This window comes from Pseudomonas sp. OE 28.3 (assembly GCF_014268205.2).
Lineage (GTDB): Bacteria > Pseudomonadota > Gammaproteobacteria > Pseudomonadales > Pseudomonadaceae > Aquipseudomonas > Aquipseudomonas edaphica.
The window spans coordinates 6514132-6538293 of the sequence record NZ_CP077082.1; the positions used below are offsets into that span (position 1 = coordinate 6514132).

General features: G+C 60.6%; 22 protein-coding genes. 10 read left to right on the plus strand and 12 right to left on the minus strand.

Going from position 1 to position 24162, the window contains the following annotated elements; all coding sequences use genetic code 11:
• The first annotated feature begins 3 nt into the window (after positions 1 to 3).
• From HU759_RS29470 to HU759_RS29480, 3 genes are read left to right on the plus strand one after another with little or no spacing between them, the layout of a single operon-like run.
• Positions 4 to 672: an amino acid ABC transporter permease gene (locus HU759_RS29470; protein WP_017135250.1), complete on the plus strand. Its 669-nt coding sequence runs from the start codon at positions 4 to 6 to the stop codon at positions 670 to 672.
• On the plus strand, positions 669 to 1319 hold the full coding sequence (locus HU759_RS29475; protein ID WP_017135249.1) for an amino acid ABC transporter permease: 651 nt from the start codon (positions 669 to 671) through the stop codon (positions 1317 to 1319). Before HU759_RS29470 ends, HU759_RS29475 begins: the two co-directional genes overlap by 4 nt.
• The gene (locus HU759_RS29480) at positions 1306 to 2043 is read left to right on the plus strand and encodes an amino acid ABC transporter ATP-binding protein (protein WP_017135248.1); all 738 of its coding nucleotides are present in this window, start codon (positions 1306 to 1308) and stop codon (positions 2041 to 2043) included. The genes HU759_RS29475 and HU759_RS29480 overlap by 14 nt, the downstream gene beginning before the upstream one ends.
• Before the next feature lie 4 nt (positions 2044 to 2047).
• On the opposite strand, the gene HU759_RS29485 is transcribed toward HU759_RS29480, so the two are convergent.
• From HU759_RS29485 to HU759_RS29500, 4 genes are all read right to left on the minus strand, one after another.
• Entirely contained in the window at positions 2048 to 2644 is a 597-nt protein-coding gene (locus HU759_RS29485; RefSeq protein WP_017135247.1) for a hypothetical protein, read from the minus strand.
• Entirely contained in the window at positions 2610 to 5048 is a 2439-nt protein-coding gene (locus HU759_RS29490) for a fimbria/pilus outer membrane usher protein (protein WP_225933016.1), read from the minus strand. The genes HU759_RS29485 and HU759_RS29490 overlap by 35 nt, the downstream gene beginning before the upstream one ends.
• Positions 5049 to 5091: 43 nt before the next feature.
• Positions 5092 to 5772: a fimbria/pilus chaperone family protein gene (locus HU759_RS29495; protein WP_264082992.1), complete on the minus strand. Its 681-nt coding sequence runs from the start codon at positions 5770 to 5772 to the stop codon at positions 5092 to 5094.
• A gap of 157 nt (positions 5773 to 5929) precedes the next feature.
• Entirely contained in the window at positions 5930 to 6586 is a 657-nt protein-coding gene (locus HU759_RS29500) for a DUF1120 domain-containing protein (protein ID WP_017135244.1), read from the minus strand.
• A gap of 477 nt (positions 6587 to 7063) precedes the next feature.
• On the opposite strand from HU759_RS29500, the gene ppx reads away from it, so the two are divergent.
• Positions 7064 to 8566: an exopolyphosphatase gene (gene ppx / locus HU759_RS29505; protein ID WP_017135243.1), complete on the plus strand. Its 1503-nt coding sequence runs from the start codon at positions 7064 to 7066 to the stop codon at positions 8564 to 8566.
• A 174-nt stretch (positions 8567 to 8740) separates the two neighbouring features.
• Here ppx and ppk1 read toward each other — a convergent pair whose 3' ends face one another.
• Together ppk1 and hemB are read right to left on the minus strand one after the other, a co-directional pair.
• Positions 8741 to 10963, minus strand: coding sequence for a polyphosphate kinase 1 (ppk1, locus tag HU759_RS29510; RefSeq protein WP_017135242.1), 2223 nt, complete (start codon positions 10961 to 10963; stop codon positions 8741 to 8743).
• Between the two features lie 18 nt (positions 10964 to 10981).
• The gene (hemB, locus tag HU759_RS29515; RefSeq protein ID WP_138450130.1) at positions 10982 to 11995 is read right to left on the minus strand and encodes a porphobilinogen synthase; all 1014 of its coding nucleotides are present in this window, start codon (positions 11993 to 11995) and stop codon (positions 10982 to 10984) included.
• A gap of 208 nt (positions 11996 to 12203) precedes the next feature.
• Between hemB and HU759_RS29520 the strand changes: the two genes are divergently transcribed.
• Complete coding sequence (locus HU759_RS29520; protein WP_026013544.1) at positions 12204 to 12839, plus strand: DedA family protein; 636 nt, start codon at positions 12204 to 12206, stop codon at positions 12837 to 12839.
• Here the strand turns inward: HU759_RS29520 and HU759_RS29525 are convergent.
• Complete coding sequence (locus tag HU759_RS29525; protein WP_017135240.1) at positions 12820 to 14055, minus strand: sterol desaturase family protein; 1236 nt, start codon at positions 14053 to 14055, stop codon at positions 12820 to 12822. The genes HU759_RS29520 and HU759_RS29525 overlap by 20 nt on opposite strands.
• Positions 14056 to 14171: 116 nt before the next feature.
• On the opposite strand from HU759_RS29525, the gene elbB reads away from it, so the two are divergent.
• On the plus strand, positions 14172 to 14837 hold the full coding sequence (gene elbB / locus HU759_RS29530) for an isoprenoid biosynthesis glyoxalase ElbB (RefSeq protein WP_017135239.1): 666 nt from the start codon (positions 14172 to 14174) through the stop codon (positions 14835 to 14837).
• Between the two features lie 187 nt (positions 14838 to 15024).
• On the opposite strand, the gene HU759_RS29535 is transcribed toward elbB, so the two are convergent.
• Both HU759_RS29535 and HU759_RS29540 read right to left on the minus strand, forming a co-directional pair.
• Positions 15025 to 15480 carry a YaiI/YqxD family protein gene (locus tag HU759_RS29535; RefSeq protein WP_017135238.1) on the minus strand — a complete coding sequence of 152 codons (456 nt, stop codon included), beginning with the start codon at positions 15478 to 15480 and terminating at the stop codon, positions 15025 to 15027.
• 2 nt (positions 15481 to 15482) lie between these two features.
• Positions 15483 to 17378, minus strand: coding sequence for an FTR1 family protein (locus tag HU759_RS29540; protein ID WP_017135237.1), 1896 nt, complete (start codon positions 17376 to 17378; stop codon positions 15483 to 15485).
• 268 nt (positions 17379 to 17646) lie between these two features.
• On the opposite strand from HU759_RS29540, the gene HU759_RS29545 reads away from it, so the two are divergent.
• From HU759_RS29545 to HU759_RS29560, 4 genes are read left to right on the plus strand one after another with little or no spacing between them, the layout of a single operon-like run.
• Entirely contained in the window at positions 17647 to 19041 is a 1395-nt protein-coding gene (locus tag HU759_RS29545; RefSeq protein ID WP_170036746.1) for a hypothetical protein, read from the plus strand.
• Positions 19042 to 19051: 10 nt separating this feature from the next.
• On the plus strand, positions 19052 to 19423 hold the full coding sequence (locus HU759_RS29550) for a YcfL family protein (RefSeq protein WP_017135235.1): 372 nt from the start codon (positions 19052 to 19054) through the stop codon (positions 19421 to 19423).
• Positions 19424 to 19458: 35 nt separating this feature from the next.
• A complete protein-coding gene (lpoB, locus tag HU759_RS29555; RefSeq protein WP_017135234.1) occupies positions 19459 to 20046 on the plus strand; it encodes a penicillin-binding protein activator LpoB in 588 nt (195 codons plus the stop codon).
• Positions 20047 to 20049: 3 nt separating this feature from the next.
• Positions 20050 to 20790, plus strand: coding sequence for a penicillin-binding protein activator LpoB (locus HU759_RS29560; RefSeq protein ID WP_170036744.1), 741 nt, complete (start codon positions 20050 to 20052; stop codon positions 20788 to 20790).
• Positions 20791 to 20943: 153 nt separating this feature from the next.
• On the opposite strand, the gene HU759_RS29565 is transcribed toward HU759_RS29560, so the two are convergent.
• The 3 genes from HU759_RS29565 to HU759_RS29575 all read right to left on the minus strand — a co-directional run bounded on the left by HU759_RS29565 (position 20944) and on the right by HU759_RS29575 (position 24147).
• On the minus strand, positions 20944 to 21576 hold the full coding sequence (locus HU759_RS29565) for a LysE family transporter (RefSeq protein WP_017135232.1): 633 nt from the start codon (positions 21574 to 21576) through the stop codon (positions 20944 to 20946).
• Between the two features lie 88 nt (positions 21577 to 21664).
• Complete coding sequence (locus tag HU759_RS29570) at positions 21665 to 22237, minus strand: mechanosensitive ion channel family protein (RefSeq protein ID WP_169988013.1); 573 nt, start codon at positions 22235 to 22237, stop codon at positions 21665 to 21667.
• Positions 22237 to 24147: an ATP-binding cassette domain-containing protein gene (locus HU759_RS29575; RefSeq protein ID WP_056860786.1), complete on the minus strand. Its 1911-nt coding sequence runs from the start codon at positions 24145 to 24147 to the stop codon at positions 22237 to 22239. Before HU759_RS29575 ends, HU759_RS29570 begins: the two co-directional genes overlap by 1 nt.
• Positions 24148 to 24162 lie beyond the last annotated feature (15 nt).

Here is a 24162-nt window from a genome sequence, read left to right on the forward strand (position 1 = left end):
TTCATGGCGTATCAATTTGACTTTGTGCCGGTGCTGGCCAATACCGACCTGCTGCTACGCGGCGCGCTGTTTACCCTTGAGCTGACGGCTATCGGCGCGATCCTCGGCGTGGCCCTGGGCACCGTCGGCGCTGTGGTGCGGGCATGGAAGATCCAGCCGTTTTCCTGGGTCTTCGGGGTGTATGTCGAGTTGATCCGCAACACGCCGTTTCTGGTGCAGTTGTTTTTCATCTTCTTCGGCCTGCCATCCCTGGGGCTGAAAATCACCGAGTGGCAAGCCGCCGTACTGGCGATGGTGATCAACCTGGGGGCGTACTCCACCGAGATCATTCGCGCCGGCATCCAGGCGGTCCCAAGCGGGCAGCTGGAAGCCGCAGCGGCATTGGCGATGACGCGTTTCGAGGCGTTTCGCCATGTGGTGCTGTTGCCGGCACTGGGCAAGGTGTGGCCGGCCCTGAGCAGCCAGATCATCATTGTGATGCTCGGCTCGGCGGTGTGTTCGCAGATCGCCACCGAAGAGCTGAGCTTTGCCGCCAACTTTATCCAGTCACGCAACTTCCGCGCGTTTGAAACCTACGCACTGACCACCCTGGTGTACCTGTGCATGGCGCTGATGATTCGCCAGTTGCTCAACTGGATCGGCCGTCGCTACGTGATGAGGAACAGCCGATGAGTGATTTCTCCTTCTGGGACATCGTGCGCAACCTCGCCACCGGCTTGCAATGGACCTTGCTGCTGTCGCTGGTGGCGTTTGTCGGTGGCGGCGTTATCGGTTTACTGGTGATGACGATGCGCATCAGCCGCAAAGCCTTCCCGCGCAATCTCGCGCGCACCTATATTGAACTGTTCCAGGGCACGCCGCTGTTGATGCAGCTGTTCCTGGTGTTTTTTGGCATCGCGCTGCTGGGTGTGGATATCTCGCCCTGGCTGGCGGCGGCGATTGCCTTGACCCTGTTTACCAGTGCTTACCTGGCCGAGATCTGGCGCGGCTGCGTCGAGTCGATTGCCCACGGGCAATGGGAAGCCTCGGCCAGCCTGGCGCTTAACCCGCTTGAACAACTGCGCTACGTGATCCTGCCGCAAGCCCTGCGCATTGCCGTGGCGCCCACCGTGGGCTTTTCGGTGCAGGTGGTCAAAGGCACCGCCGTGACCTCGATCATCGGTTTTACCGAACTGACCAAAACCGGCGGCATGCTCGCCAACGCTACCTTCGAGCCCTTTATGGTCTACGGCCTGGTGGCGCTCGGCTACTTCCTGCTCTGCTACCCCTTGTCCCTCAGTGCGCGCTACCTGGAAAGGAGACTGCATGCCTCTGCTTAGAATTTCCGCCCTGCATAAATATTACGGCGATCACCACGTACTCAAGGGCATCGACCTGACGGTTGAAGAAGGCCAGGTGGTGGCGATCATCGGCCGCAGTGGCTCGGGCAAGTCGACCTTGCTGCGTACCCTCAATGGCCTTGAATCGATCAACGACGGCGTAATTGAGGTCGACGGCGAATACCTCGACGCCGCCCGCGCCGACCTGCGCAGCCTGCGGCAGAAAGTCGGGATGGTGTTCCAGCAGTTCAACCTGTTCCCACACCTGACCGTGGGCGAGAACGTCATGCTCGCGCCACAAGTGGTGCAGAAAGTGCCCAAGGCCAAAGCCGCCCAGCTTGCCCGGCAGATGCTGGAGCGGGTGGGGCTGGGGGAAAAGTTTGATGCCTTCCCTGATCGTCTGTCCGGCGGCCAGCAGCAACGGGTCGCCATAGCCCGTGCGCTGGCCATGTCGCCCAAGGTGCTGCTGTGCGATGAAATTACCTCGGCACTGGACCCGGAGCTGGTCAATGAAGTGCTCAGTGTGGTGCGCCAATTGGCCAAGGACGGCATGACCCTGATCATGGTGACCCACGAAATGCGCTTTGCCCGGGAAGTCGGGGACAAGCTGGTGTTCATGCATCAGGGCAAGGTGCATGAAGTGGGCGACCCCAAGACCTTGTTCGCCAACCCAAAGACGCCGGAGTTCGCCAATTTCATCGGCTCGGTGGAGCAGCCGGGCTGATCGATTAACCGCCGGGCAACCATTCAAAGTGCCCCTGGCCTTCGAAGACGGTCTCGTGGCGCACTGAAAAGGCATCGGGCGGTAAATACGTGTCGATCTGCACTTGTGCTGAAAAGCGTGTGCCGGTCAGCGGCAAACCACCGGCTTTGGCTATCAGCACGTGACCGGGCAGTAAGTGCCCGCTGGTAGCCGTTTCTGTGGGCTGTGACGTACTCAGTTCAACGGCGCGACCATCGACCTGGGCATGCTTGAGGGCCAGGGTGAAGCTGCCCTGTCGGCCGAATCGATAGCCTTGCGTCCCCGCCGGAACACCCGTAAAGCGCAAGGCGACAGCCCCTGGTTCGGCACATACGACACTCAGCTGCAGCGTTCGCCTGCCCAGGATGATCGGCTGGCTTGCGAGCGGCTCGCCCAACAACTCCGCGCGCCGGAGCACGCCGTGGTCGACCCTTGGCTGGCTGAGGGAAAGGCGGCAGTCATTCGCCGAAGCCTCCGGGGCCGCTATCGCGAGCATGAACAACAAGCTAACGCCCAGGCACAGTCGACGCAGGGTGTATTGCGCCGATTCATTGGGCACGACATATCGCCGAAGCCGTTTCATAGAGCTTGTCCTCTGGGGATTGCGACTCAAGGTTCAGATGCAGCAGGCACGCGCGGGCAGAGCCCGGCGGCGAAACGCTGAGGATTTGCCCGTCATCCATGTTGTTCAAAAAGATCAGGCCCTCACCCACCACATTGGTCAGGTAGGTGTTGTCCGGGCCAAACACCGCAGAGCCCTGGGGCAGAGGTGTACCTTGCTCATCGCGCACCTCAAGCAGTACCCGGCGAACATTCACCACTTGGAAATCCACGGTATTGAATGATCCGCGCCCGACGGCGAGGATTTTGGTGCCGTTCTTGAGATCGACCCGCTTGGGCAAGGACTGGGTCTGCACCTCCAGGTGGCTGGTGGTATAGGCCGGCAAGCCGGGAATCACCGCATGCCCACGGTAATCGGTCCACACCGGGCCTTGTGGGGTCGTAACCTTGGCCGCTGACACTTCCCCCACCGAAAGCACACCAAAGGTGTCCTGCACTGCGTAGGGGGAAAAGGTCAGGCCGCGCGCGTGAGCCACCACGGCACCCTGCAGTTGCCCGCTGTAGCTGGTGCTCGTGGGCGTGCGGTTCACGCCCAGGCCCACACGGGTGTAGCGCGGCATCACGTCAACATTCGCGCGAACCGCTTGCTGGCGCTCCTGCAGATCCCGCTCAACCCCCACTTCGTAGTTCACATACTCATTGACCCGCTCGGACAATGCCGTGCCCATATCGGCACGGCCATTGCGGCGACTGGCGTAGGACGTCAGGCGGCGATCTTCTCCAAAGGGCACCGTGACCTGCAGGCGCAAGGACAGCCCCTCTGGCGTGACCTCATCACGTGTTTCTCGCTCACGGCTTGCGGTCTTGCGCCGCCGCGAAGCGCCCACCTGCGAGTCGGCGATCAACGCTACATCCACCTGCCTGAACCCCTTGTTCCACGAGGCAAATACATGTTCGGCAAGCTGCCCATCAAACTGCGTACTGCGTGAGTAGCTGACTGAAAAAGCCCCCAAGGTCGGTTCTGCCCAGTTGAACCCTACCGTGTACTGATTCTGGAAACGGGTCTGCAGATCATTTTTTTTCAAACCCGGGCCTGCCTCGAGGACATCGCGATAACCTGGGCTTTGGGTCGTCGCACTCAGGCTCATCTCAACACCCGCCACCAACGGGCTGCCCAGGGATACGGCGCTGCGGCTGCCGTTCACACCCGCCTCACCATCGCGCGAGATGTTTTGCCGAGCACTGACGGTAACCCGCTGGAAAAACACACTGCTCATAGTGCCGCCGGCCGACTGGTACTCATCTGTACTCAATAAACCGAACCCCAGGGATGACTGCCGGCCAAGCCCCCAGGTGCCGCTGCCCATGACAACAGTCGGCGCCTCGCGGCCTTCGCTCAGCTGTTCACGTACCTTGCCAAGGGCGAAGTCAAAGCCTGGGGTTATGGCAATAGCCGCACCAAAGGAAGCCGCCGGCACCACGAAACTGCGGGTGCCGCCCCGCGTGCCGATAACGCTGACCTCCAGGTCACTGGTGCCATTGAGCAAAGGCAAGCCTGTCAGGCTGAACGGCCCCTCGGGCACTAACGTGGTATGGATCAGCGCACCGGACTGGCGCACCTCGACACGCGCCTGGCTGTGGGCCAAACCCTCCACCACCACACCATGATTGGCGCCGGCGCGGGAGACACCATCAGGAAACAGCTGTAACCCCGATAGCTGAATCCCACCGAACACCGGGCTTCGGGTAGAAATCTGGCCCACCTGGAAAGTTGACTGCAACGCCGCGATATCACGCTGGGCGTAGGCCTGCACATGCTCGCTGCTGCTTTTGCCGTTATCAGAAATATAGAACTGCCGGCTGCGGACCACCCAATTACCCAGGTTGAATCCCGCCTCGGTATAAGCCGAAACGAACCGGCTGGGGCCACTGCGCGACTGGGTCTGAAACCCGAGCACATCGTAGTTGAACAACGCCGCCGCACCGCCCTCGGAAAAACCTCCCACTTCCCATTCAGGCTCACGCAAGGACTGGGTAGGCACAACCAGCACCACTTCTTCGCTGCCCGGCTGCAACCTGACGATGGTCGCGGGGAACTCACCCACGAAATCGTGACAGGCCTGATCCGCCGAGATGTCCGATTGCACGATCGCCAAGGGCACTTTAAGGCCAGCTTTCTCCAGCAAACCCTGGGTAAAACACAGCTGCCCCTGATAATCGAAACGGGCCTCGACCAACCCCAGGGAATTCCCGTTGACCCGCAGCCCCACTATCTGCCTGCCCTCACGAAACCGCGCCGCACTGCGAAAGTAGTCGGAGACCTTCGGGTCGATGCCATAGCTGGCCAGGACAGCCAGATCAAAGCCCTCTCCCAACTCGACTGCCAAAGCAAAACCGGGAGCACCCCACAAGGCTGCCAACCCCATGAAAAGCCCCGGGCGGCGAACCGTCAGTCCAGTCATCGAACGCTTAGCGCCCATGACCCAGAACATCTGCCTGGTAGTCATCGACAGCAAACCCAAAGGTCGTGGCCGGCTGCAGCACCACCGAGGACACCTCGGCCACAGGCCCTTGGGTATTGAGCGTCAACACCTCACCCGGCAGGATATAAGTGCGGGGCAGCAAGCCGGTTTGTTTCAGCGGATTAAGCTGCACTTCCAATCCCATGCGCACCACATAGGCACTGTCGTTATGCACGCTCAAGCGATCACCCTGGCGCTTCCACTTGAGCAGTTCCCAAGGTGCCTGGTGCCGGGGCAAACCTGCCGGGTGCAGGATCAGCGGCAAGTTTTGACGCAGGGTGATACCAATGGTCGCACCACCTGGCTCACGCGCCTGGGGAATTCCCTCGAAGGACACGCGCTTGAGGCGTTGAGTCTTGAGCGGCGACTTCAGGGTGCTGATAAAACGGACCAGTTGCGTTTCCCCTGGCTCCACGCGAGCAATGGGCGGGGTGACGATCAACAGGGTTTCAAGATCCTCGGGCACATTTTCTATGACGGAGTGCAGTAACGCAGGGGTTGGATCAGTGTTTTTTATATTGATCGTGGCTTCGCCATTCTCCTCATAAAGAATGACAACCGTTGTTTCAGGCAACATACCGTCGGCATGGGCTACGCTATACAGCAACAAAGCCATACAACACGATATGAAACCAATTATTCTTGAAAGACCGTTCACCGAGTTCTCCCTGGAACATTCACAAACAAATGAGTACGTGTAATTGCACAGCTACATGAAAACAGCCGATAACTAATAAGAGTCCCCCTGACTGACTCTGCCTCGCTATCGACTGTTGCTCAAACGTTTAGATGTAATCCAGAACCAGCGTCGCGTGACCATCCAACGCAATATTGCCGGTAAGGTTCAGATCACTTGCGCGATTGATCACCGCTTTGACGGCAATAACACCGGTTAGCTGAGAGATCGAAGCTGGCGCATTGACAGCGCCGTTACGCCAGGAATGCTGGTTAGGTGTCTGGGAAACCTTACCGTCGCTGGCTTGCCAGGCTGCGTCCTTGCTCGACCGTACAATCGGGTTGAGCGCCACACCGTTGGACGTCAGGTTTCTGAGGGTGACCGAATAGCCGCCGGTGCGCCTGCCACCATACGTACCGAGACCATAGTTTTGGGCTTCGGTGTAGCCAGCGCCCAATATGCCAGTAACTTTACTGGAGGCCCGCAAGTCAGTGACAGACAAGAAAAACCTGGCAGGTGTAGTACCGCAATTGACGACCAGCGAAGTGGAACGCTCCGCAAGTGGGTTGAAATTCGTCTGGGACAATTGATTGGCTCGAATCGTGCCATAGTCGATAACCCCGCCGGCGCTAACGCTCATACTGCAAGCCGCCGGAATAATGGTGCCCTTGACGATCAGGTTGCCGGTCGGGTTGGTAGTTGCATAGGCGCCTACACTGGCAAACAGGCACGCAATCCCCACGGCCAAACCAAATACTTTTTTCATCTTTTACCCGTCATTAGAAGTTAACAGACGTTACTTATTAAAGGCTGAAAAGCTCCGCTTCTAAAACACGACATTCCCTGACATAAAACGCCATAAACAAATAACACCACGGCATCATTGCCGACGGGCAGTCTCGCTTGTAAGTGACCTAAAAAAGAATAGGAGAGCACGTCAACTGCTGTCCGAATACAACAAAAATATGACCACCCTTTTCAACTGCATCAGTAGTCATAACTAAAAAACCGAGCAGAACAAATACAAAACCCTTGTAAGGAAAGTCCCGAGAGTTTTTATAGGCATAAATTTAATACCTCGTACCTAGCCTTAAGTTTATTCGCTAGAGCAAAGGAGAATCGCCCTACATCTCCAACAGGCATTGCCTCCCGCACCGACAGGAAGATTCCTGAAGCACAACGCGTTGGCGCCAGCGGTCGATCGTGGCACGATGGTCGGGTTATCGACCGAGACCCCCAAACCATGCCGCAATCCCAAGCCAAGAATTTGTCCCTGATCGCCGCCATCGACCTGGGCTCCAACAGCTTTCACATGGTCGTGGCCAAGGCCCAGAACGGCGAAATCCGCATCCTCGAGCGGCTCGGCGAGAAAGTTCAACTGGCTGCCGGCATCGACGACCAGCGCCAGCTCAATGAAGAATCCATGCAGCGCGGCCTCGACTGCCTCAAGCGTTTTGCCCAACTGATCAACGGCATGCCATTGGGCGCCGTGCGAATTGTCGGCACCAACGCCCTGCGTGAGGCGCGCAACCGTGTCGAATTCATCCGCCGCGCCGAAGAAATCCTCGGGCACCCGGTAGAAGTCATCTCCGGCCGGGAAGAGGCGCGCCTTATCTACCTGGGCGTGTCCCACACCCTGGCCGACACGCCCGGCAAGCGCCTGGTGGCGGATATCGGCGGCGGCAGTACCGAGTTCATCATCGGGCAAAGATTCGAGCCATTGCTGCGCGAGAGCCTGCAAATGGGCTGCGTGAGCTTTACCCAGCGCTATTTCAAGGACGGCAAGATCACTCCGGCACGCTATGCCCAGGCCTACACGGCCGCGCGGCTGGAGATCATGAGCATCGAGCATGCGCTGCACCGCTTGACCTGGGATGAAGCCATCGGCTCGTCCGGCACCATCCGCGCCATCGGCCTGGCCCTCAAAGCCGGCGGCCATGGCACCGGTGAGGTCAACGCCGAAGGCCTGGCATGGCTCAAGCGCAAACTGTTCAAGCTGGGCGATGCCGAGAAAATCGACTTCGACGGCATCAAGCCCGACCGTCGTACCATCTTCCCGGCTGGCCTTGCGATTCTCGAAGCGATTTTCGACGCCCTCGAACTGCAACGTATGGACCACTGCGACGGCGCCCTGCGCGAAGGCGTGCTGTATGACCTGCTGGGCCGCCATCACCACGAAGACGTGCGTGAGCGCACCCTCACCTCGTTGATGGAGCGTTATCACGTCGACCTGGAACAAGCGGCCCGGGTGGAACGCAAAGCCCTGCACGCCTTTGACCAGGTAGCCGAGGACTGGGACCTGGAAGACGGCGTCTGGCGCGAACTGCTGGGCTGGGCCGCCAAGGTGCATGAAGTGGGCCTGGACATCGCCCACTACCATTACCACAAGCACGGCGCCTACCTGATCGAGCACTCGGACCTCGCCGGTTTCTCCCGCGAAGACCAACAGATGCTCGCCCTGCTGGTGCGTGGCCATCGCCGCAACATTCCCAAGGACAAATTTGCCGAGTTCGGCGACGAAGGCATCAAGCTGATCCGCCTGTGCGTGCTGCTGCGCTTTGCGATCCTGTTCCACCACATCCGTGGCACCCAGGAAATGCCCCAAGTCACCCTGCGCGCCCATGGCGACAGCCTGGACGTGGTGTTCCCCAAAGGCTGGCTGGATGAAAACCAGCTGACCCAGGCGGACTTTGCCCAGGAAGCGGAGTGGTTGACGCGGGTGGGGTTCGCGCTGAACCTGCGCTGATACGATCTATGTAACGCCACAAAACAAATGTGGGAGCGCGCTTGCTGTGGCGAGCAAGCTTGCTTGCGCTGGGGTGCGTAGCGCCCCCAAAAAGCCGGAGACTGCTGCGCAGTCAACGGGAGCAAGCTCCCTCGCCACAGCAAGCCCGCTCCCACATTAGGTCTGTGCAGGCTTTTAGTTCACCGCAAGAATCGGGCTACCCAGCTTCTCCAGCAACGTCGCCTGCGCACTGCGCGGGTTCTGGTTGCCGGTCGGGGTGTTGCGCACGTAGCGCCCGTCCGATTGCAGGCTCCAGCTGTGGGTGTTGTCGGTGAGGTAGCTTTCCAGCTCTTTCTTGACCCGCATGATCAGCTTCTTGCCTTCGACCGGGAAGCAAGTCTCCACACGCTTGTCGAGGTTGCGCTCCATCCAGTCGGCACTGGAGAGGAACATCTGCTCCTCGCCGCCGTTGAGGAAGTAGAACACCCGTGTGTGCTCCAGGAAGCGGCCGATGATCGAGCGCACGTGGATGTTATGCGACACACCCACAATGCCAGGGCGCAGGCAGCACATGCCACGCACCACCAGGTCGATGCGCACCCCGGACTGGCTGGCCTTGTACAGCGCGCGGATGATCTTCGGATCGGTCAGCGAGTTGAACTTGGCGATGATGTGCGCCGGCTTGCCGTCGAGGGCGAACTGGGTTTCGCGGGCAATCATGTCGAGCATGCCCTTCTTGAGCGTGAACGGCGCGTGCAGCAGCTTCTTCATGCGCAAGGTCTTGCCCATGCCGATCAACTGGCTGAACAACTTGCCGACGTCCTCACACAAAGCGTCGTCGGAGGTGAGCAGGCTGTAGTCGGTGTAGAGCTTGGCGTTGCCGGCGTGATAGTTACCGGTGCCCAAGTGGGCATAACGCACGATCTCACCAGCTTCGCGACGCAGGATCAGCATCATCTTGGCGTGGGTCTTGAAGCCGACCACGCCGTAGATCACCACCGCACCGGCCGCTTGCAGGCGGCTGGCCAGTTGCAGGTTGGACTCTTCGTCAAACCGCGCACGCAGCTCGATCACCGCCGTGACTTCCTTGCCGTTACGCGCAGCGTCTACCAGCGCATCGACGATTTCCGAGTTGGCGCCAGAGCGGTACAGGGTCTGGCGCACAGCCAACACATGCGGGTCCTTGGCGGCCTGGCGCAGCAGGTCGACCACTGGCGTGAACGACTCGAACGGGTGCAACAGCAGAATGTCCTGCTTGCTCACCACGCTGAAAATGTTCTCGCTGTTTTGCAGCAGTTTCGGGATCTGCGGCGTGAACGGCGTGTATTGCAGCTCCGGGTGGCTGTCCAGGCCGGTGATGCTGAACAGACGCGTCAGGTTCACCGGGCCATTGACCTGGTACAGCTCGGACTCGGCCAGGTTGAACTGCTTGAGCAGGTAGTCCGACAGGTGTTTGGGGCAGGTGTCAGCCACTTCCAGGCGCACCGCGTCGCCATAGCGCCGCGAGAACAGCTCGCCGCGCAGGGCGCGGGCCAAGTCTTCGACGTCTTCGGAGTCCAGCGCCAGGTCGGCGTTACGGGTCAGGCGGAACTGATAGCAGCCCTTGACCTTCATACCCTGGAACAGGTCATCGGCATGCGCGTGGATCATCGACGAGAGGAATACATAGTTATCGCCAGCGCCCCCTACTTCTTCCGGTACCTTGATGATCCGTGGCAACAGACGCGGCGCCGGGATGATCGCCAGGCCAGAATCGCGACCGAAGGCATCGATGCCTTCCAGCTCAACAATAAAGTTGAGGCTCTTGTTCACCAGCAACGGGAACGGGTGCGTCGGGTCGAGGCCGATCGGGGTGATGATCGGTGAAATCTCGTCACGGAAGTAGCGACGCACCCAGGTCTTGATCTTGGTGGTCCAGTGACGACGACGGATGAAGCGGACCTGATGTTTTTCCAGTTCCGGCAGCAGGATGTCGTTGAGGATCGCGTATTGGCGGTCCACATGGCCGTGCACCAGCTCGCTGATGCGCGCCAGGGCCTGATGCGGCTGCAGGCCGTCGGCACCGGCTTGTTCGCGGGCAAAGGTGATTTGCTTTTTGAGGCCGGCAACGCGGATCTCGAAGAACTCGTCCAGGTTGCTGGAGAAGATCAGCAGGAATTTAAGCCGCTCCAGCAGTGGGTAGGACTCATCCAGCGCCTGCTCCAGCACGCGGATGTTGAATTGCAGTTGTGACAGCTCACGATGGATGTACAGGCTGCTGTCATCCAGGTTGGTCACCGCTGCCACCGGGGCCGGCGCGGGCGCTTCAGCCACCACAGCAGGCGCAGCCGGCTCCAGCTCCGGTGGGGTTTCGGCGATTTGTTCAACCACCGGGTGAGCGTCTTTTACAGCAACTTCGGAGAGTCCTTCGGTATTCATCGAGTGTTCCTGTGAGGGCTATTGTTGCTCTCTAAGCAATTGGGCAGCGCGGGCGGCGAAGTAGGTCAGAATGCCATCAGCACCCGCACGTTTAAAGGCAGTCAGGGATTCGAGGATCACCCCTTCACTCAACCAACCATTCTGGATCGCGGCCATGTGCATGGCGTATTCACCGCTGACCTGATAGACAAAGGTCGGCACCTTGAATTCCTCTTTGACCCGATAAAGGATGTCCAGGTAAGGCATCCCGGGCTTGACCATCACCATGTCGGCGCCTTCGGCCAGGTCGGCCGCCACTTCGTGCAGCGCTTCATGGCTGTTGGCCGGGTCCATCTGGTACGAGGCCTTGTTGGCCTTGCCCAGGTTCAACGCCGAACCCACCGCATCGCGGAACGGGCCGTAATAGGCGCTGGCGTACTTGGCCGAGTAGGCCATGATGCGCACATTGACGTGGCCGGCCAGTTCCAGGGCTTCGCGGATCGCCTGGATGCGGCCGTCCATCATGTCCGACGGTGCCACCACCTGGGCGCCTGCTGCGGCATGGGACAAGGCCTGCTTGACCAGCGCATCGACGGTGATGTCGTTCTGAACATAGCCGTCTTCGTCGAGAATGCCATCCTGGCCGTGGGTGGTGAACGGGTCCAGCGCCACGTCGGTGATCACCCCCAGTTCCGGGAACCGCTCACGCAAGGCCCGGGTGGCGCGCTGGGCGATGCCATCCGGGTTCCAGGCTTCGGCGGCGTCGAGGGACTTGAGCTCGGCCGGTGTCACCGGGAACAGCGCCAATGCCGGAATCCCCAGTTCAACCCAACCGGCTGCCTCTTCAAGCAGCAAATCAATGGTCAAGCGCTCCACGCCCGGCATCGACGCCACAGCCTCCCGACGATTTTCGCCGTCCAGCACAAACACCGGCAGGATCAGATCATTCGGCGTCAGTACATTTTCACGTACAAGGCGGCGAGAAAAATCATCACGGCGATTGCGTCGCAGACGGGTGGCGGGGAACAGGCGATTGGCAGGGGTAAAGCTCACGACAGACTCCTGAGCCCGCGTTTACGGGCGAGCGTTGCAGTTATAAGCGGCCATTATGACGAAGGAATGACAGTTGTGCTTATCGATGCGACCTGTAGTCGCATTCGTCGTTTATGTAGGAATTGTTCACTTCGTGACACATCTCGATACTTTCATGAATGTTCACGAAGGCGTAGGCTGCGCGTTCATTTCGCCAGCACCCCAGACCATGCTTCAACAATTTCTGCATGACTTCGGCTACTTTGCGCTCTTCCTGGGCACCTTCTTTGAAGGCGAAACCATTTTGGTTCTCGCAGGCTTCCTGGCGTTCCGTGGCTACATGGATATCAACCTGGTGGTGGTCGTTGCCTTTTTTGGCAGCTATGCCGGCGACCAGCTGTGGTATTTCCTGGGGCGCAAACACGGGCGCAAGCTGCTGGCGCGCAAACCGCGTTGGCAATTGATGGGTGACAAGGCCCTGGAACATATCCGCAAGCACCCGGATATCTGGGTGCTGAGCTTCCGCTTCGTTTATGGGTTGCGCACCGTGATGCCGGTGGCGATTGGCCTGTCGGGCTACCCGCCGGCCCGCTACTTGATCCTCAACGGTATCGGCGCCGCCATCTGGGCCGCGGCCTTGGGCGCGGCGGCCTACCACTTCGGTGCGGTGCTGGAAGGCATGCTCGGCAGCGTCAAGAAATACGAGCTGTGGGTGCTGGGCGCGTTGCTATTGTTGGGCTTTGGCCTGTGGCTGCGCCGGCGCTTCAAGAACGCGCGTATCGCCCGCGAAGCCTGTGCTGAGGCCAAGGCCCGGCTGGCTGCCGAGCAGGCGCCGGAGCAACCGCCTAAGACGCCAGTCGAGTAAGCCGGCTTCTGCAACAGTAAAGGCCGATCGCACTGAGCAAGCTGTAACTCACCAGGCCCAGCCAGCCCAGGCTGCTGGCCGGCCACAAGCCGACCAGCGGCGCCAGCCACACCAACGGCACATTCAGTCCCAGGCGCACCAGCTCGGCTTTCAGCGCCCACGGCCGATTCTCCAGGGCCACGCCCAAGGTGAACAGCCCCAGCGCCATCGCACTCCAGCCCAGCACCAGCGCCGCCGTGGGCAGCCCCTCGCCGAAATTCATCAGGTAACTGCCAAACCCTACATACGCTGCAAATTGCAGGGCGATATATACCTGCTGGCGCGCGTCCAGCGGCACCTCGAATTTACGGAACTGGCTCAAGTCGGGCTTGGCCATCGGGTACTTGGCTTTCACGTCCGCCGGGCGCCAGCCGGTGCGCATGAACCAGATACGCAGCTTGTCCCACCAGCTCTCAGTGCGCCGCGCATCACTCCACAACTGTGCATAAAACTGCAGGTTGGCCCATAGCGGGTTCCAACTGGCCAACGGCGTGGTTACGCCGAAGATCACCGGCTCGTTATCGTCTTCTTCCTGGAAGCTGCCGAACAGGCGGTCCCAAATAATGAACACCCCGCCGTAGTTGCGATCCATGTAGAGAGCGTTTTGCGCATGGTGGGCACGATGATTGGACGGCGTGACGAAAAACCACTCGAACCAGCCGAGCTTGGGCACGTGACGGGTGTGTACCCAGAATTGATACAGGAGATTGAGCGAGGCCACGCTGATAAACACCACCAGCGGCACGCCCACGACGGCCAGGGGCAAGTAGAAGATCCAGCTCAGCAGGAAGCCGGTACTGGTCTGGCGCAACGCGGTGGTGAGGTTGTAGTCCTCGCTCTGGTGATGCACCGAGTGCGCAGCCCAGAGGATGTTGCGCTCATGGCCGCAGCGGTGCAGCCAGTAGTAACAGAAGTCGTAAAACACAAAGGCGAACACCCAGGTCCACACGCTTTGGGCAGGCAGCTCAATCAGCGCCAGGTGCTTGAGGGCAAACGCGTAGGTCAGCAGGCCCACGCCTTTGGTCAACAACCCGGTGGTGGTGGACAGCACACCAGTGCTGAGGCTGTTGATGGCGTCCGCCACCCGATAATTGCGTTCACCGCGCCAGCGATCGGCCAGCAGCTCGACCACGATCAAGGCAATAAAAAACGGTACCGCGTAAGGCACGAAGTCCATGGGCTAGTCCGATGTATTTTTGTTACATCAAGATTAGGTGTAGCCGCAGGAGATCCCATTGGCAACAGGTGACAAATTAGTAGACATTTAACGCCACAAAAACAGGAGAGATGCCCATGAGCAAAAAGATTGCAGTGATCCTTTCCGGCTGCGGCGTGTACGACGGCGCAGAGATTCATGAAAGTGTGATCACGCTGCTGCGCCTGGATCAGCGCGGCGCTCAGGTCCAATGTTTTGCGCCAGACATTGCGCAGCTGCACGTGATCAACCACCTTACCGGTGAAGAGATGCCCGAGTCGCGCAATGTGCTGGTGGAGTCGGCGCGCATCGCTCGAGGTGAGGTGAAAGACATTCGTGAAGCCAACGCCGACGAGTTCGACGCACTGATCGTGCCTGGCGGGTTTGGCGCAGCGAAGAATCTCTCGAACTTTGCCGTGGAGGGCGCCGGTTGCAGCGTCAACCCGCAAGTGCTGGAGCTGGCCGAAGCCTTTGCCGAAGCCGGCAAGCCTGTGGGACTGATCTGCATCTCGCCAGCCCTGGCCGCAAAAATCTACGGCCCCGGCGTGACCTGCACCATCGGCAACTGCCCCGACACGGCGGCGGCCCTGGACAAGATGGGCGCCACTCATCAGGAGTGCGCTGTCGAGGATATCGTCGAGGACAAGGCCCGCAAGCTGGTGACCACGCCGGCCTACATGCTCGGCAAGCGCATCAGCGAGGTGGCGTCAGGCATCAACAAGTTGGTGGATCGCGTGCTGGAACTGACCCACGAGAATGATTAACCCGCGATAAATGGGGTGGCGAGCAGGCTTGCCCTGCGCTGGGTGGCGAAGCCGCCCCAATTCAGGCCGCGCGGTGTGTCAGGCTGGGCGAGGTTGTGGGGTCTAGGGCTGCTGCGCAGCCCAACGCAGGGCAAGCCTGCTCGCCACAACAAGCCCAGCTGCTACAACAAACCCACTCACTGCAAGGTCAGGCCTGGCGCATTAATCGGGTGAGGATACGATCCAGCGCATTGGCAAACGCCTGCTTGTCCTTTTCCCCATGGGGCGGTGGGCCGCCGCCCATCTGGCCCTGCTCACGCAGGTCAGTGAACAGGTTGCGCACCGCCAGCCGTTCACTCATGTTCGCCGGGCTGAACTCCTTGCCGCGGGGGTCGAGGGCTGTGACGCCCTTCTTCACCAGGCGGTCGGCCAACGGCACGTCGCTGCAGATCACCAACTCACCGGGCACGGCGTGCTCCACCAGATAGTCATCCGCCGCGTCCGGGCCGCTGGGCACCACGATCAGCTTCACACAGGCAAAGCTCGGCTTGATCTGGCTCTGACCCGCCACCAGCACCACTTCGAACTGGCGCTTGAGCGCGAACTTCACCACTTGGTCCTTGGCTGCTCGCGGGCAGGCGTCTGCATCGATCCACACCCGCATGCTTATGCCACCACTCGACGCTTCTCGGCCAGGCGACTGCGGCCGTACAGCACCACAATCGCCAGGATCGCCACAGCCTGCGCACTCAACGAGTACGCATCGGCGTGAATGCCCAGCCAGTCGAAATCAAAGAACGCCACCGGCCGTGTGCCGAAGATGCCCGCTTCCTGCAAGGCCTTGACGCCGTGCCCGGCGAACACCACCGACAGCGCGCACAGCAGCGCCGCGTTGATACCGAAGAACAACGCCAGCGGCAGTTTCGCCGAGCCGCGCAGGATCACCCACGCCAACCCTACCAGTAGCACCAGCGCCGTGGCGCCGCCCGCCAGTACCGCGTTGTGTCCGGCAGGACCCGCCTGCAGCCACAGGGTTTCGTAGAACAGGATCACCTCGAACAGCTCGCGGTATACCGAGAAAAACGCCAGCATCGCGAAACCGAAACGGCCACCGCCACCGACCAGGCTGCTCTTGATGTAATCCTGCCAGGCCGCCGCGTGGCGTCGGTCATGCATCCATACGCCCAGCCACAACACCATCACACTGGCGAACAACGCCGTGCAGCCTTCGAGCAATTCGCGCTGGGCGCCGCTCACGTCGATCACATATGCCGCCAGTGCCCAGGTCGCCAAGCCAGCCAGCAGCGCCAAACCCCAGCCGACGTTGACACTGCGCACCGCCGATTGCTGGCCGGTGTTACGCAGGAACGCCAGGATCGCCGCCAGTACCAGGATCGCCTCAAGGCCTTCGCGCAGCAGAATCAGCAAACCAGAGATGTAGCTCAGCGACCAGCTCAGGCCATCACTGCCCAACAATCCGGCGGATTCGGTGAGTTTGCCTTTGGCCACGTCCAGGCGCTGTTGCACCTGCTCGACCGGCAGGCCGTCCTGCAACGACTGCCGGTAGGCCATCAAGGCTTTCTCGGTGTCTTTACGCACGTTGGCGTCGACGTTATCCAGGGAGCTTTCTACCAGCTCAAAGCCTTCCAGGTACGCTGCGACCGAAAGGTCATAGGCCTGTTCGTGATCGCCGTTGCGGAACGCGGCGAGGCTCTTGTCCAACGTGGTCGCGGTGTAGTCGAGCAACTGCGCCGGGCCACGCTTAACCTGTGGCGGCTGCGCACGCTGGGCGCGGAACGTCGCGGCAGCGGCTGGGCCACTGGCTGCCAGCACCTCGTTGGGGGTTTGGCGAGCGAGGTCGGCAAGGTTGAAAGGCTGTTCGCTTTTGGCGGCAGCCGGGTCGGCGGTGAAGCCTGCAATGTAGGTGGCCAGGTCCCAGCGCTGACGGTCATCCAGTTGGTCGGCGAAGGACGGCATGTCGGTGCCTTCAACACCCAGGCCCAACGTGTTGTAAATCGCGTAGAGACTCAGGCGGTCCAGACGTACCGCATCGCGCAGGTTCGCTGGCGGCGGCGTCATGCCCGTGGACGCCGGGCCATCACCCGCACCGGCAGTACCGTGGCACACCGAGCAGTGCTGGGCGTACAGCGGCGCCCCCCGCGCAGGGTCTGGCGTGATAGCCGGTGCCTGGCTGACTTCATAGGCCACCGCCAACTTGGCGCCCAGCTGACGGGCTTGGCGGGCGACGGTCGCGCCGTCCTGGTGAGCGGATACAGCCGCTAACAATTCGTCGACGCCCTTGACCAACTCGGCGCGCTCCGGCCTTTGCGGCAGCTCGGCCACCAGCCCCTGCAACACCCCGAGAAACTCTACTTGTTCGCGATATTCGGATTCATCGATAACCTTGCCCGCCTCCACCGTCGGAGGGTAGTCAGCGCCAATGTAGTCCAACAAATGCAGGGCTTGTGGGGCGCCCTCGGCAGTCGCGGCCAGCAGGTTGAAGCTGCATGACATCAAGGCTGGCAGCAGCAACCAGGCGAGAAAACGGATGGGGGCAATCATGAATGAATCTCAAAGGGAAATACGAAGTAACACATTGTTGAATTTTAAAGCGTTTGACTCAAGGCGTTCGTGATTTGGCGCCTGTGAGCCCCGTGCAATCAAGAGACAAGCAATGGCATCTCAGCGCCACTTGCAGCGGCAAAAAGCCATTGTTTTGCCAGCAATGACGCCTATAATGCCGCGCCCTGTTATTGCAAAAGGGAATTTATTTCCTCGTTTTTATGAGGAATTTGCACATCAGCCGATCACTCTCAGGGAAGAAGTTTGCATGGCATTTCGCGCCTTAACCCCGCTCACACTGGCGGCGGTTACCTTGCTCTCCGGTTGTTCAATGTTTCGCAGCTACGACACCGAGCTGCAAGCCACCAACCAGCAGTTGGCCACCGGTAACGTCGACGGCGCCCTGACCCTGCTGGAAAAAAACAACACCGGCGAAGACAAGGACCTGCTCTACTTCTTTGAAAAGGGCGAGTTGTTGCGCGCCAAAGGCGACCTCACCGGCAGCCAGACCGCCTGGCGCAGCGCCGACCTGCAAGTGTTCAAGTGGGAAGAATCGGTCAAGTTCGACAGCGAAAAGTACCTCGCCCAGTTCGGCAGCTTCCTGGTCAACGACAAGGTGCGTCGCTACGAAGGTTATGACTACGAAAAAGTCATGCTGACCACCCAGATGGCCCTGAACCTGCTGGCCCTGAATGATTTCGACGGCGCCCGCACCGAGATCAAGAAGACCCACGAGCGCGAAGCCGTAATCGCCGACCTGCGGGACAAGGAATACTTAAAGCGCGAAAACGAAGCCGAGCGCCAGGGCGTCACTACCCAGATCAAAGACCTGCGCGGCTACCCGGTGGAAGCGCTGGACGCGCCGGAAGTGGTCGGCCTGAAGAACAGTTACCAGAGTGCGTTCAGCCATTACCTGGCAGGCTTTGTCTACGAAGCCCTGGGTGAAAAAGACCTGGCTGCACCGGGCTATCGCAAGGCTGCCGAGTTGCGCCCCAACACACCGCTGCTGGAACAGGCGTTGTTGGACCTGGACAAGTCCAAGGTCGGCGCCGACGAGACCGATGTACTCATCGTGGTGCAGAGTGGCCTGGCACCGGCGCGTGACTCGATCCGCCTGCCGCTGCCGATTCCGATTGACGGCCACTTGGTGATCACCCCGCTGTCGTTCCCGGTGATCAAGGCCGACACTTCCACCCAGGCCTTCGGCCAGATCGGCGTCGACGGAAAACAGCAGAACCTCACCGCGCTCAACAGCACCACCGCCATGTCCCGCCGCGCCCTGCGTGACGACATGCCGGGGATCATCCTGCGCACCACTGTGCGTGCGGTCAGCCGTGGCGTGACACAAAACAACCTGAACAAGACCAACCCCATGGCGGGGCTGGTGCTGGGCATCGCCTCGGCCGTGACCGAAGGCGCCGACACCCGCACCTGGCGCACCCTGCCGGACATGACCCAAGTGACACGCCTGCGCCTCAAGCACGGCGAGCACCAAGTCAGCTTGCCCAACGCACTGGGCGGCACGCGGGTGACGGTCAAGGCCGACCAGCGCTATCAGGTCATCACCCTGCGCGTGGTCGGCAACCAGGTGTTCGCCGGTGGCCTTGCAGCCCATGTGGTGCCGAGCACTTCCGTCCAGGCTATCGCCCTCAAACAACCTTAAGGAGCACGCTATGCGTCATTTCATCCTCGGCGCCCTGGCGCTGGTCCTGCTCGCCGGCTGCGCCACTGCGCCGCCACCGGAACCCGGCAGCGCCGCCAGCAAAATCGTGGTGATGGGCAAGTTCAAGGGCATCGCCGTCGGCGCCATTCGCGTGGCCCGCGAAAATGGCTTCCTGACCGCCAAGGTGCAGTTGAGCAACATCACCAGCAGCAACCAGATGATGTATTACCGCTTCGCCTGGCTGGGTGCCGATGGTTTCCCGGTGGGTGATGAAGAAACCTGGAAAGTGCTGAACCTGTACGCCAACCAGGCAACGTTCCTGCCTGCGATCGCCAACCTGCCCCAGGCCGCTGACTTCCGTCTCGAAGTGAAAACCCCTTGAGCCGCTGCGCTAACCGTATTCAGAGAGATTTCCCCATGTTTGCACGCTTCTCGATTCTCGCCCTCGTTGCCCTTCTGGCCAGCGGTTGCTCCAACACCTCGCCGGTACTCGGCGGCAAGAACATCAGCTACGGCGACTCCAAGGCCGTGGAACTGGTGACCAACGAGTTCGGCTCCACCGACCTGCAGATGATTGCCGAGAGCATGACCCGCTCCCTGGCCCAGTCCGGCATCCTGCAAGGCCGCCCGGTGGTACAGGTCTATGACGTGAAGAACAAGACCAGCGAGTACATCGATACCCGCGAGATCACCACGTCGATCAAGACCCAGCTGATGAAAACCGGCACCGCGCGTTTCGCCAGCGATAACACCGACATGCAAAGCCAGGTCGACCAGCTCAAGCTGCAAAACCAGAGCGGCCTGTACAAGAAATCCACGGTGAGCAAGACCGGCAACATGGTCGCCGCCAAATACCGCCTGGAAGGTTCCATCAGCTCCATCGTCAAGCGCAGCTCGGACTACAAGGACGTGTTCTACAAGTTCAGCCTGCAACTGATCGACGTTGAAAGCGGCCTGGCCGAATGGATGGACGAGAAAGAAATCCGCAAGACCACGGAGCGCTAAGCAATGCGTGCATGGATCGGCATGATCAGCCTGCTGTGCGCCTTTGGCGCCTCGGCCGCCCCGAAGATCGCGGTCACCGACCTGGCGTATGAGGCGCGCGTCGAGGAGTACATCCACGCGGTGTCGGCCAGCAACAACTTCCAGGCCAGCGCGTACAACGCCAGCGGTGCCTCGACCTACAGCGAGTACGAGAGCCGCACCAGCTACATCGAACAGACTGAGTTGCGTAAATTCAGCGGTGATATCAAGGGCGAGATACTCAAGTCACACCAGTTTCAGCTGGTTCAGGGCACGCCCTACACCGCCGACGCCAAGGGTGACGTCTATGATGTGATCAAACGCATCAAGGCCGGTAACTTCAAGGGCGCGGACTATGTGCTGTTCGGTACGCTGTCAGACATCGACTTCACCCAGGACATCAACGCCCTGGACCACACCAACAGCTACTCCGCAGTGCTGGGCCTGACGTTGGTGGCCGATTTCAGCCTGATCAATACCCGCACCTTCGAGATCACCTCGGCATTTACCGCCATGGGTGAAGGCCAGGACACCAAGCTGGTGAACAACCGTGACGTGCGTGTGAGCCTGAACCGGCCGCGTGTGGTGCGGGAAGTGTCGAAAGCCTTGGGTGAGGATGTGGCGCGCCAACTGGCGGAACAGCTGGGAGGTGGCTACGCAGACCCGGGCAAGCCTGCATTGCGCAATAACCTGCCAAGGGACGAAGCGCCGAAGATTCTGCGCTGAGCACGCGTTTCAAAGCCAACACATAACAAATGTGGGAGCTGGCTTGCCTGCGATGCAGACACTGCGGTGCGTCAGTTACACCTCGGTGATGCTATCGCAGCGGTGCGACGACTCGACAAGTCAGCTCCCACATTTTTAGCCGGTTTTCGTCAATCAAGCCGTTGCGCGATGCAAACTGGCGAGAAACCCCGCAGCTCCCACAAACAAGCCTGCAAACGTGCGGTTCATGCGTTTTTGCTGCTTGGGTGTGCGCAGCAGCCGCAAGACTTTCGACGCAAGCCCCGTGTAACCCGCCATTACGATCATATCGACGCTGATCATGGTTGCGCCCAGGATCAGGTACTGGACCAGCAGCGGCGCTTGCGGGTTCACGAACTGCGGCAGAACCGCCAGCATGAACACCAGGGCCTTGGGGTTGCTGGCGTTGACCAGGAAGCCACGGAACATCATCGCCATTGGCTTGCCGATCGGGCGTATCGTCGCATCCTCGCTCATGTCCATCGGCAAGGCGCGCCACTGTTTGATGGCCAGGTACACCAGGTACGCCACACCAAACCATTTGATCGCATAAAACGCGGTCGAAGAGGCCGCAAGAATGGCACCCAGGCCGCCCGCCACCACGGCGATCTGCATCGCCAGGCCCAGTTGCAGGCCAATGGCGTTCCAGTAGCCGCGCAGGAAACCGTATTGCAGGCCGCTGGACATCGAAGCGATGGCACCAGCGCCGGGGGAAAGAGAGATGATCCAACTGGCCAGGAAAAAGGCAAGCCATGTGTCGAGTGCCATTACACACCTCGGAGAAGAATTAGCGGTTGTGCCTAAAGCTAACTCCGCCGAGTGAAGGCTGGCTACAGATTTTTACCCGCATTGAGTGTCAACGGTCACCCGGAAACATATGGGTACCTGGCCAACGTCGCACCGAGCGCTGGAAGAACAGACTATTTGGCACCTGTACCATCGCACTGTCAGTGCCAGCCTCCTCCACTTCGATCAATGTGGTGTAGAGCAAGTTAATCGCCACCACCCGGCCTTTTACACCCGGCTTGTCGACGGTATCCACCAGCTCGACGATATCACCGAGGCGAAACGGCCCGACAGTGAAGATTAAAATCGCACACAGCAGGTTGGACAGTACCGACCACATGGCAAAAAACGCCACGGCCGCGACTGCGACAAACCCCGACAACGCCGTCCACAAGACAGTGGCGGAAACGCCCAGGCGCTCCAGCACAAAAATCAGCGCACTGCCCATGATCAGCCAGCGCAGGCCGCCACGCAGTGGCATCAGCAACTGCGGTGGGAACGGGTAGCGTTCACCCAGTCGATTCAAGCCTTTGGCCACGAAGCGCTGGGCGAAATAACCCGCCAGCAGGATCAGCAGTATCTGCACGCCGACCCAGATCGGCGCGATCCATTGTGCCGGCAGCGGCAACTGCAACGCTTCCATCAGGACAGCGCCTCCAGCTCCGCTTGCAAGGTTTCGAGCACTTCGAGGGCTTCCATCCAGGTTTCCTCCAACTGCCCTTCGCGCACCTTGAGCTTGGCCTGTTCGGCCAGCAGGTCGCGCAGCTCGTCCTTGCGCGCCGCCTCGTAGACGGCGCTGTCGCCCAGGCTGGTTTCGATTTTGGCCAGGCGCTCATGCACCTTGCCCAGTTCGGCTTCCAGCTTGTCAGCTTCGCGCTTGTGCGGCGCCAACTGCTGGCGCAGGGCAGCGGCGGCCTGGCGCTGGGCCTTCTTGTCGGTCTTGTCGGGGTTCACCGGCGTATTACTCACCGGCGCGTTGCGCAGGCGGTAATCGGTCAGCCAGCGCGCATAGTCGTCCAGGTCGCCGTCGAACTCTTCGACCTTGCCGTCAGCCACCAGCAGGAAGTTGTCGGTAGTGCTCTTGAGCAAGTGGCGATCGTGAGACACCACCAGCACCGCGCCACTGAACTCCTGCAGGGCCATGGTCAGCGCCAGGCGCATTTCCAGGTCCAGGTGGTTGGTCGGTTCGTCGAGCAGCAGCAGGTTCGGCCTGTCCCAGGCAATCAACGCCAGGGCCAGACGGGCTTTTTCGCCACCCGAGAAATTCAGCACCGGCTCATCGATGCGTGCGCCACGGAAGTCGAAGCCGCCGAGGAAGTCGCGCAACGTTTGCTCGCGCTCTGTCGGCGCCAGACGCTGCAGGTGCAGCAACGGGCTCGCCTTGGAATCCAGGGAATCCAGCTGATGCTGGGCGAAGTAGCCCACCACCGTGTTCTCGCCACGGGTCAGGCGGCCGGCCAAAGGCTCAAGCTCGCCGGACAGGTTCTTGATCAGCGTCGATTTGCCCGCACCGTTAGGGCCAAGCAAACCGATGCGCGCACCCGGCGTGAGCTGCAGCTTGACCTTCTCCAGGATGGTTTTGTCGCCATAACCCAGGCGGGCGTCCGACAGGTCCAGGAGTGGGCTGGAGATCTTCACCGATTCACGGAATACAAAGTCGAACGGCGAATCGACATGGGCCGCCGACAGCTCTTCCATGCGCTCCAGCGCCTTGATCCGGCTCTGGGCCTGGCGGGCCTTGGTGGCCTGGGCCTTGAACCGGGCGATGTAGCTTTCCATGTGCGCACGTTGCGCCTGCTGCTTTTCGAAGGCCTGTTGCTGCTGGGCCAGACGCTCGGCGCGCGCGCGTTCGAACGCGGTGTAGCCGCCTCGGTACAGCGTGATTTTCTTCTGTTCGACGTGGGCAATGTTGTCGACCACGGCGTCGAGGAAGTCCCTGTCGTGGGAAATCAGCAACAACGTGCCCTGATAGTTCTTGAGGAAGTCTTCCAGCCACAGGATCGCATCGAGGTCCAAGTGGTTGGTCGGTTCGTCGAGCAGCAACAAGTCCGAGGGGCACATCAGCGCCTGGGCCAGGTTCAGGCGCATGCGCCAGCCACCCGAGAAGTCGGCGACCGGGCGATCCATCTGTTCGTTGGTAAACCCAAGACCGGCCAGCATCTTGCGGGCGCGGGCGTCGGCGGTGTAACCGTCGGCACTGTCCAGCTCCGAGTGCAGGCGGGCCTGAGCGGCGCCGTCCTGGGCTTTCTCGGCCTCGGCCAGGTCGTGTTGCACCTGGCGCAGGCGCAGGTCGCCATCGAGCACGTAGTCGATCGCAATGCGGTCGAGGGTGTCGATCTCCTGGCGCATATGGGCGATGCGCCAGTCGGCCGGCAGCAAGCAGTCCCCGGAATCCGGGGTCAGCTCACCCAGCAACAGGGCGAACAACGTGGATTTGCCGGCGCCGTTGGCACCGATCAGGCCGGCTTTGTGACCGGCGTGCAGGGTCAGCTCGGCGTCTTCAAGAAGACGTTGCGGGCCACGCTGTAATGTTAGGCTTTGAAGTCGGATCATAATGGCGGCGGAGTC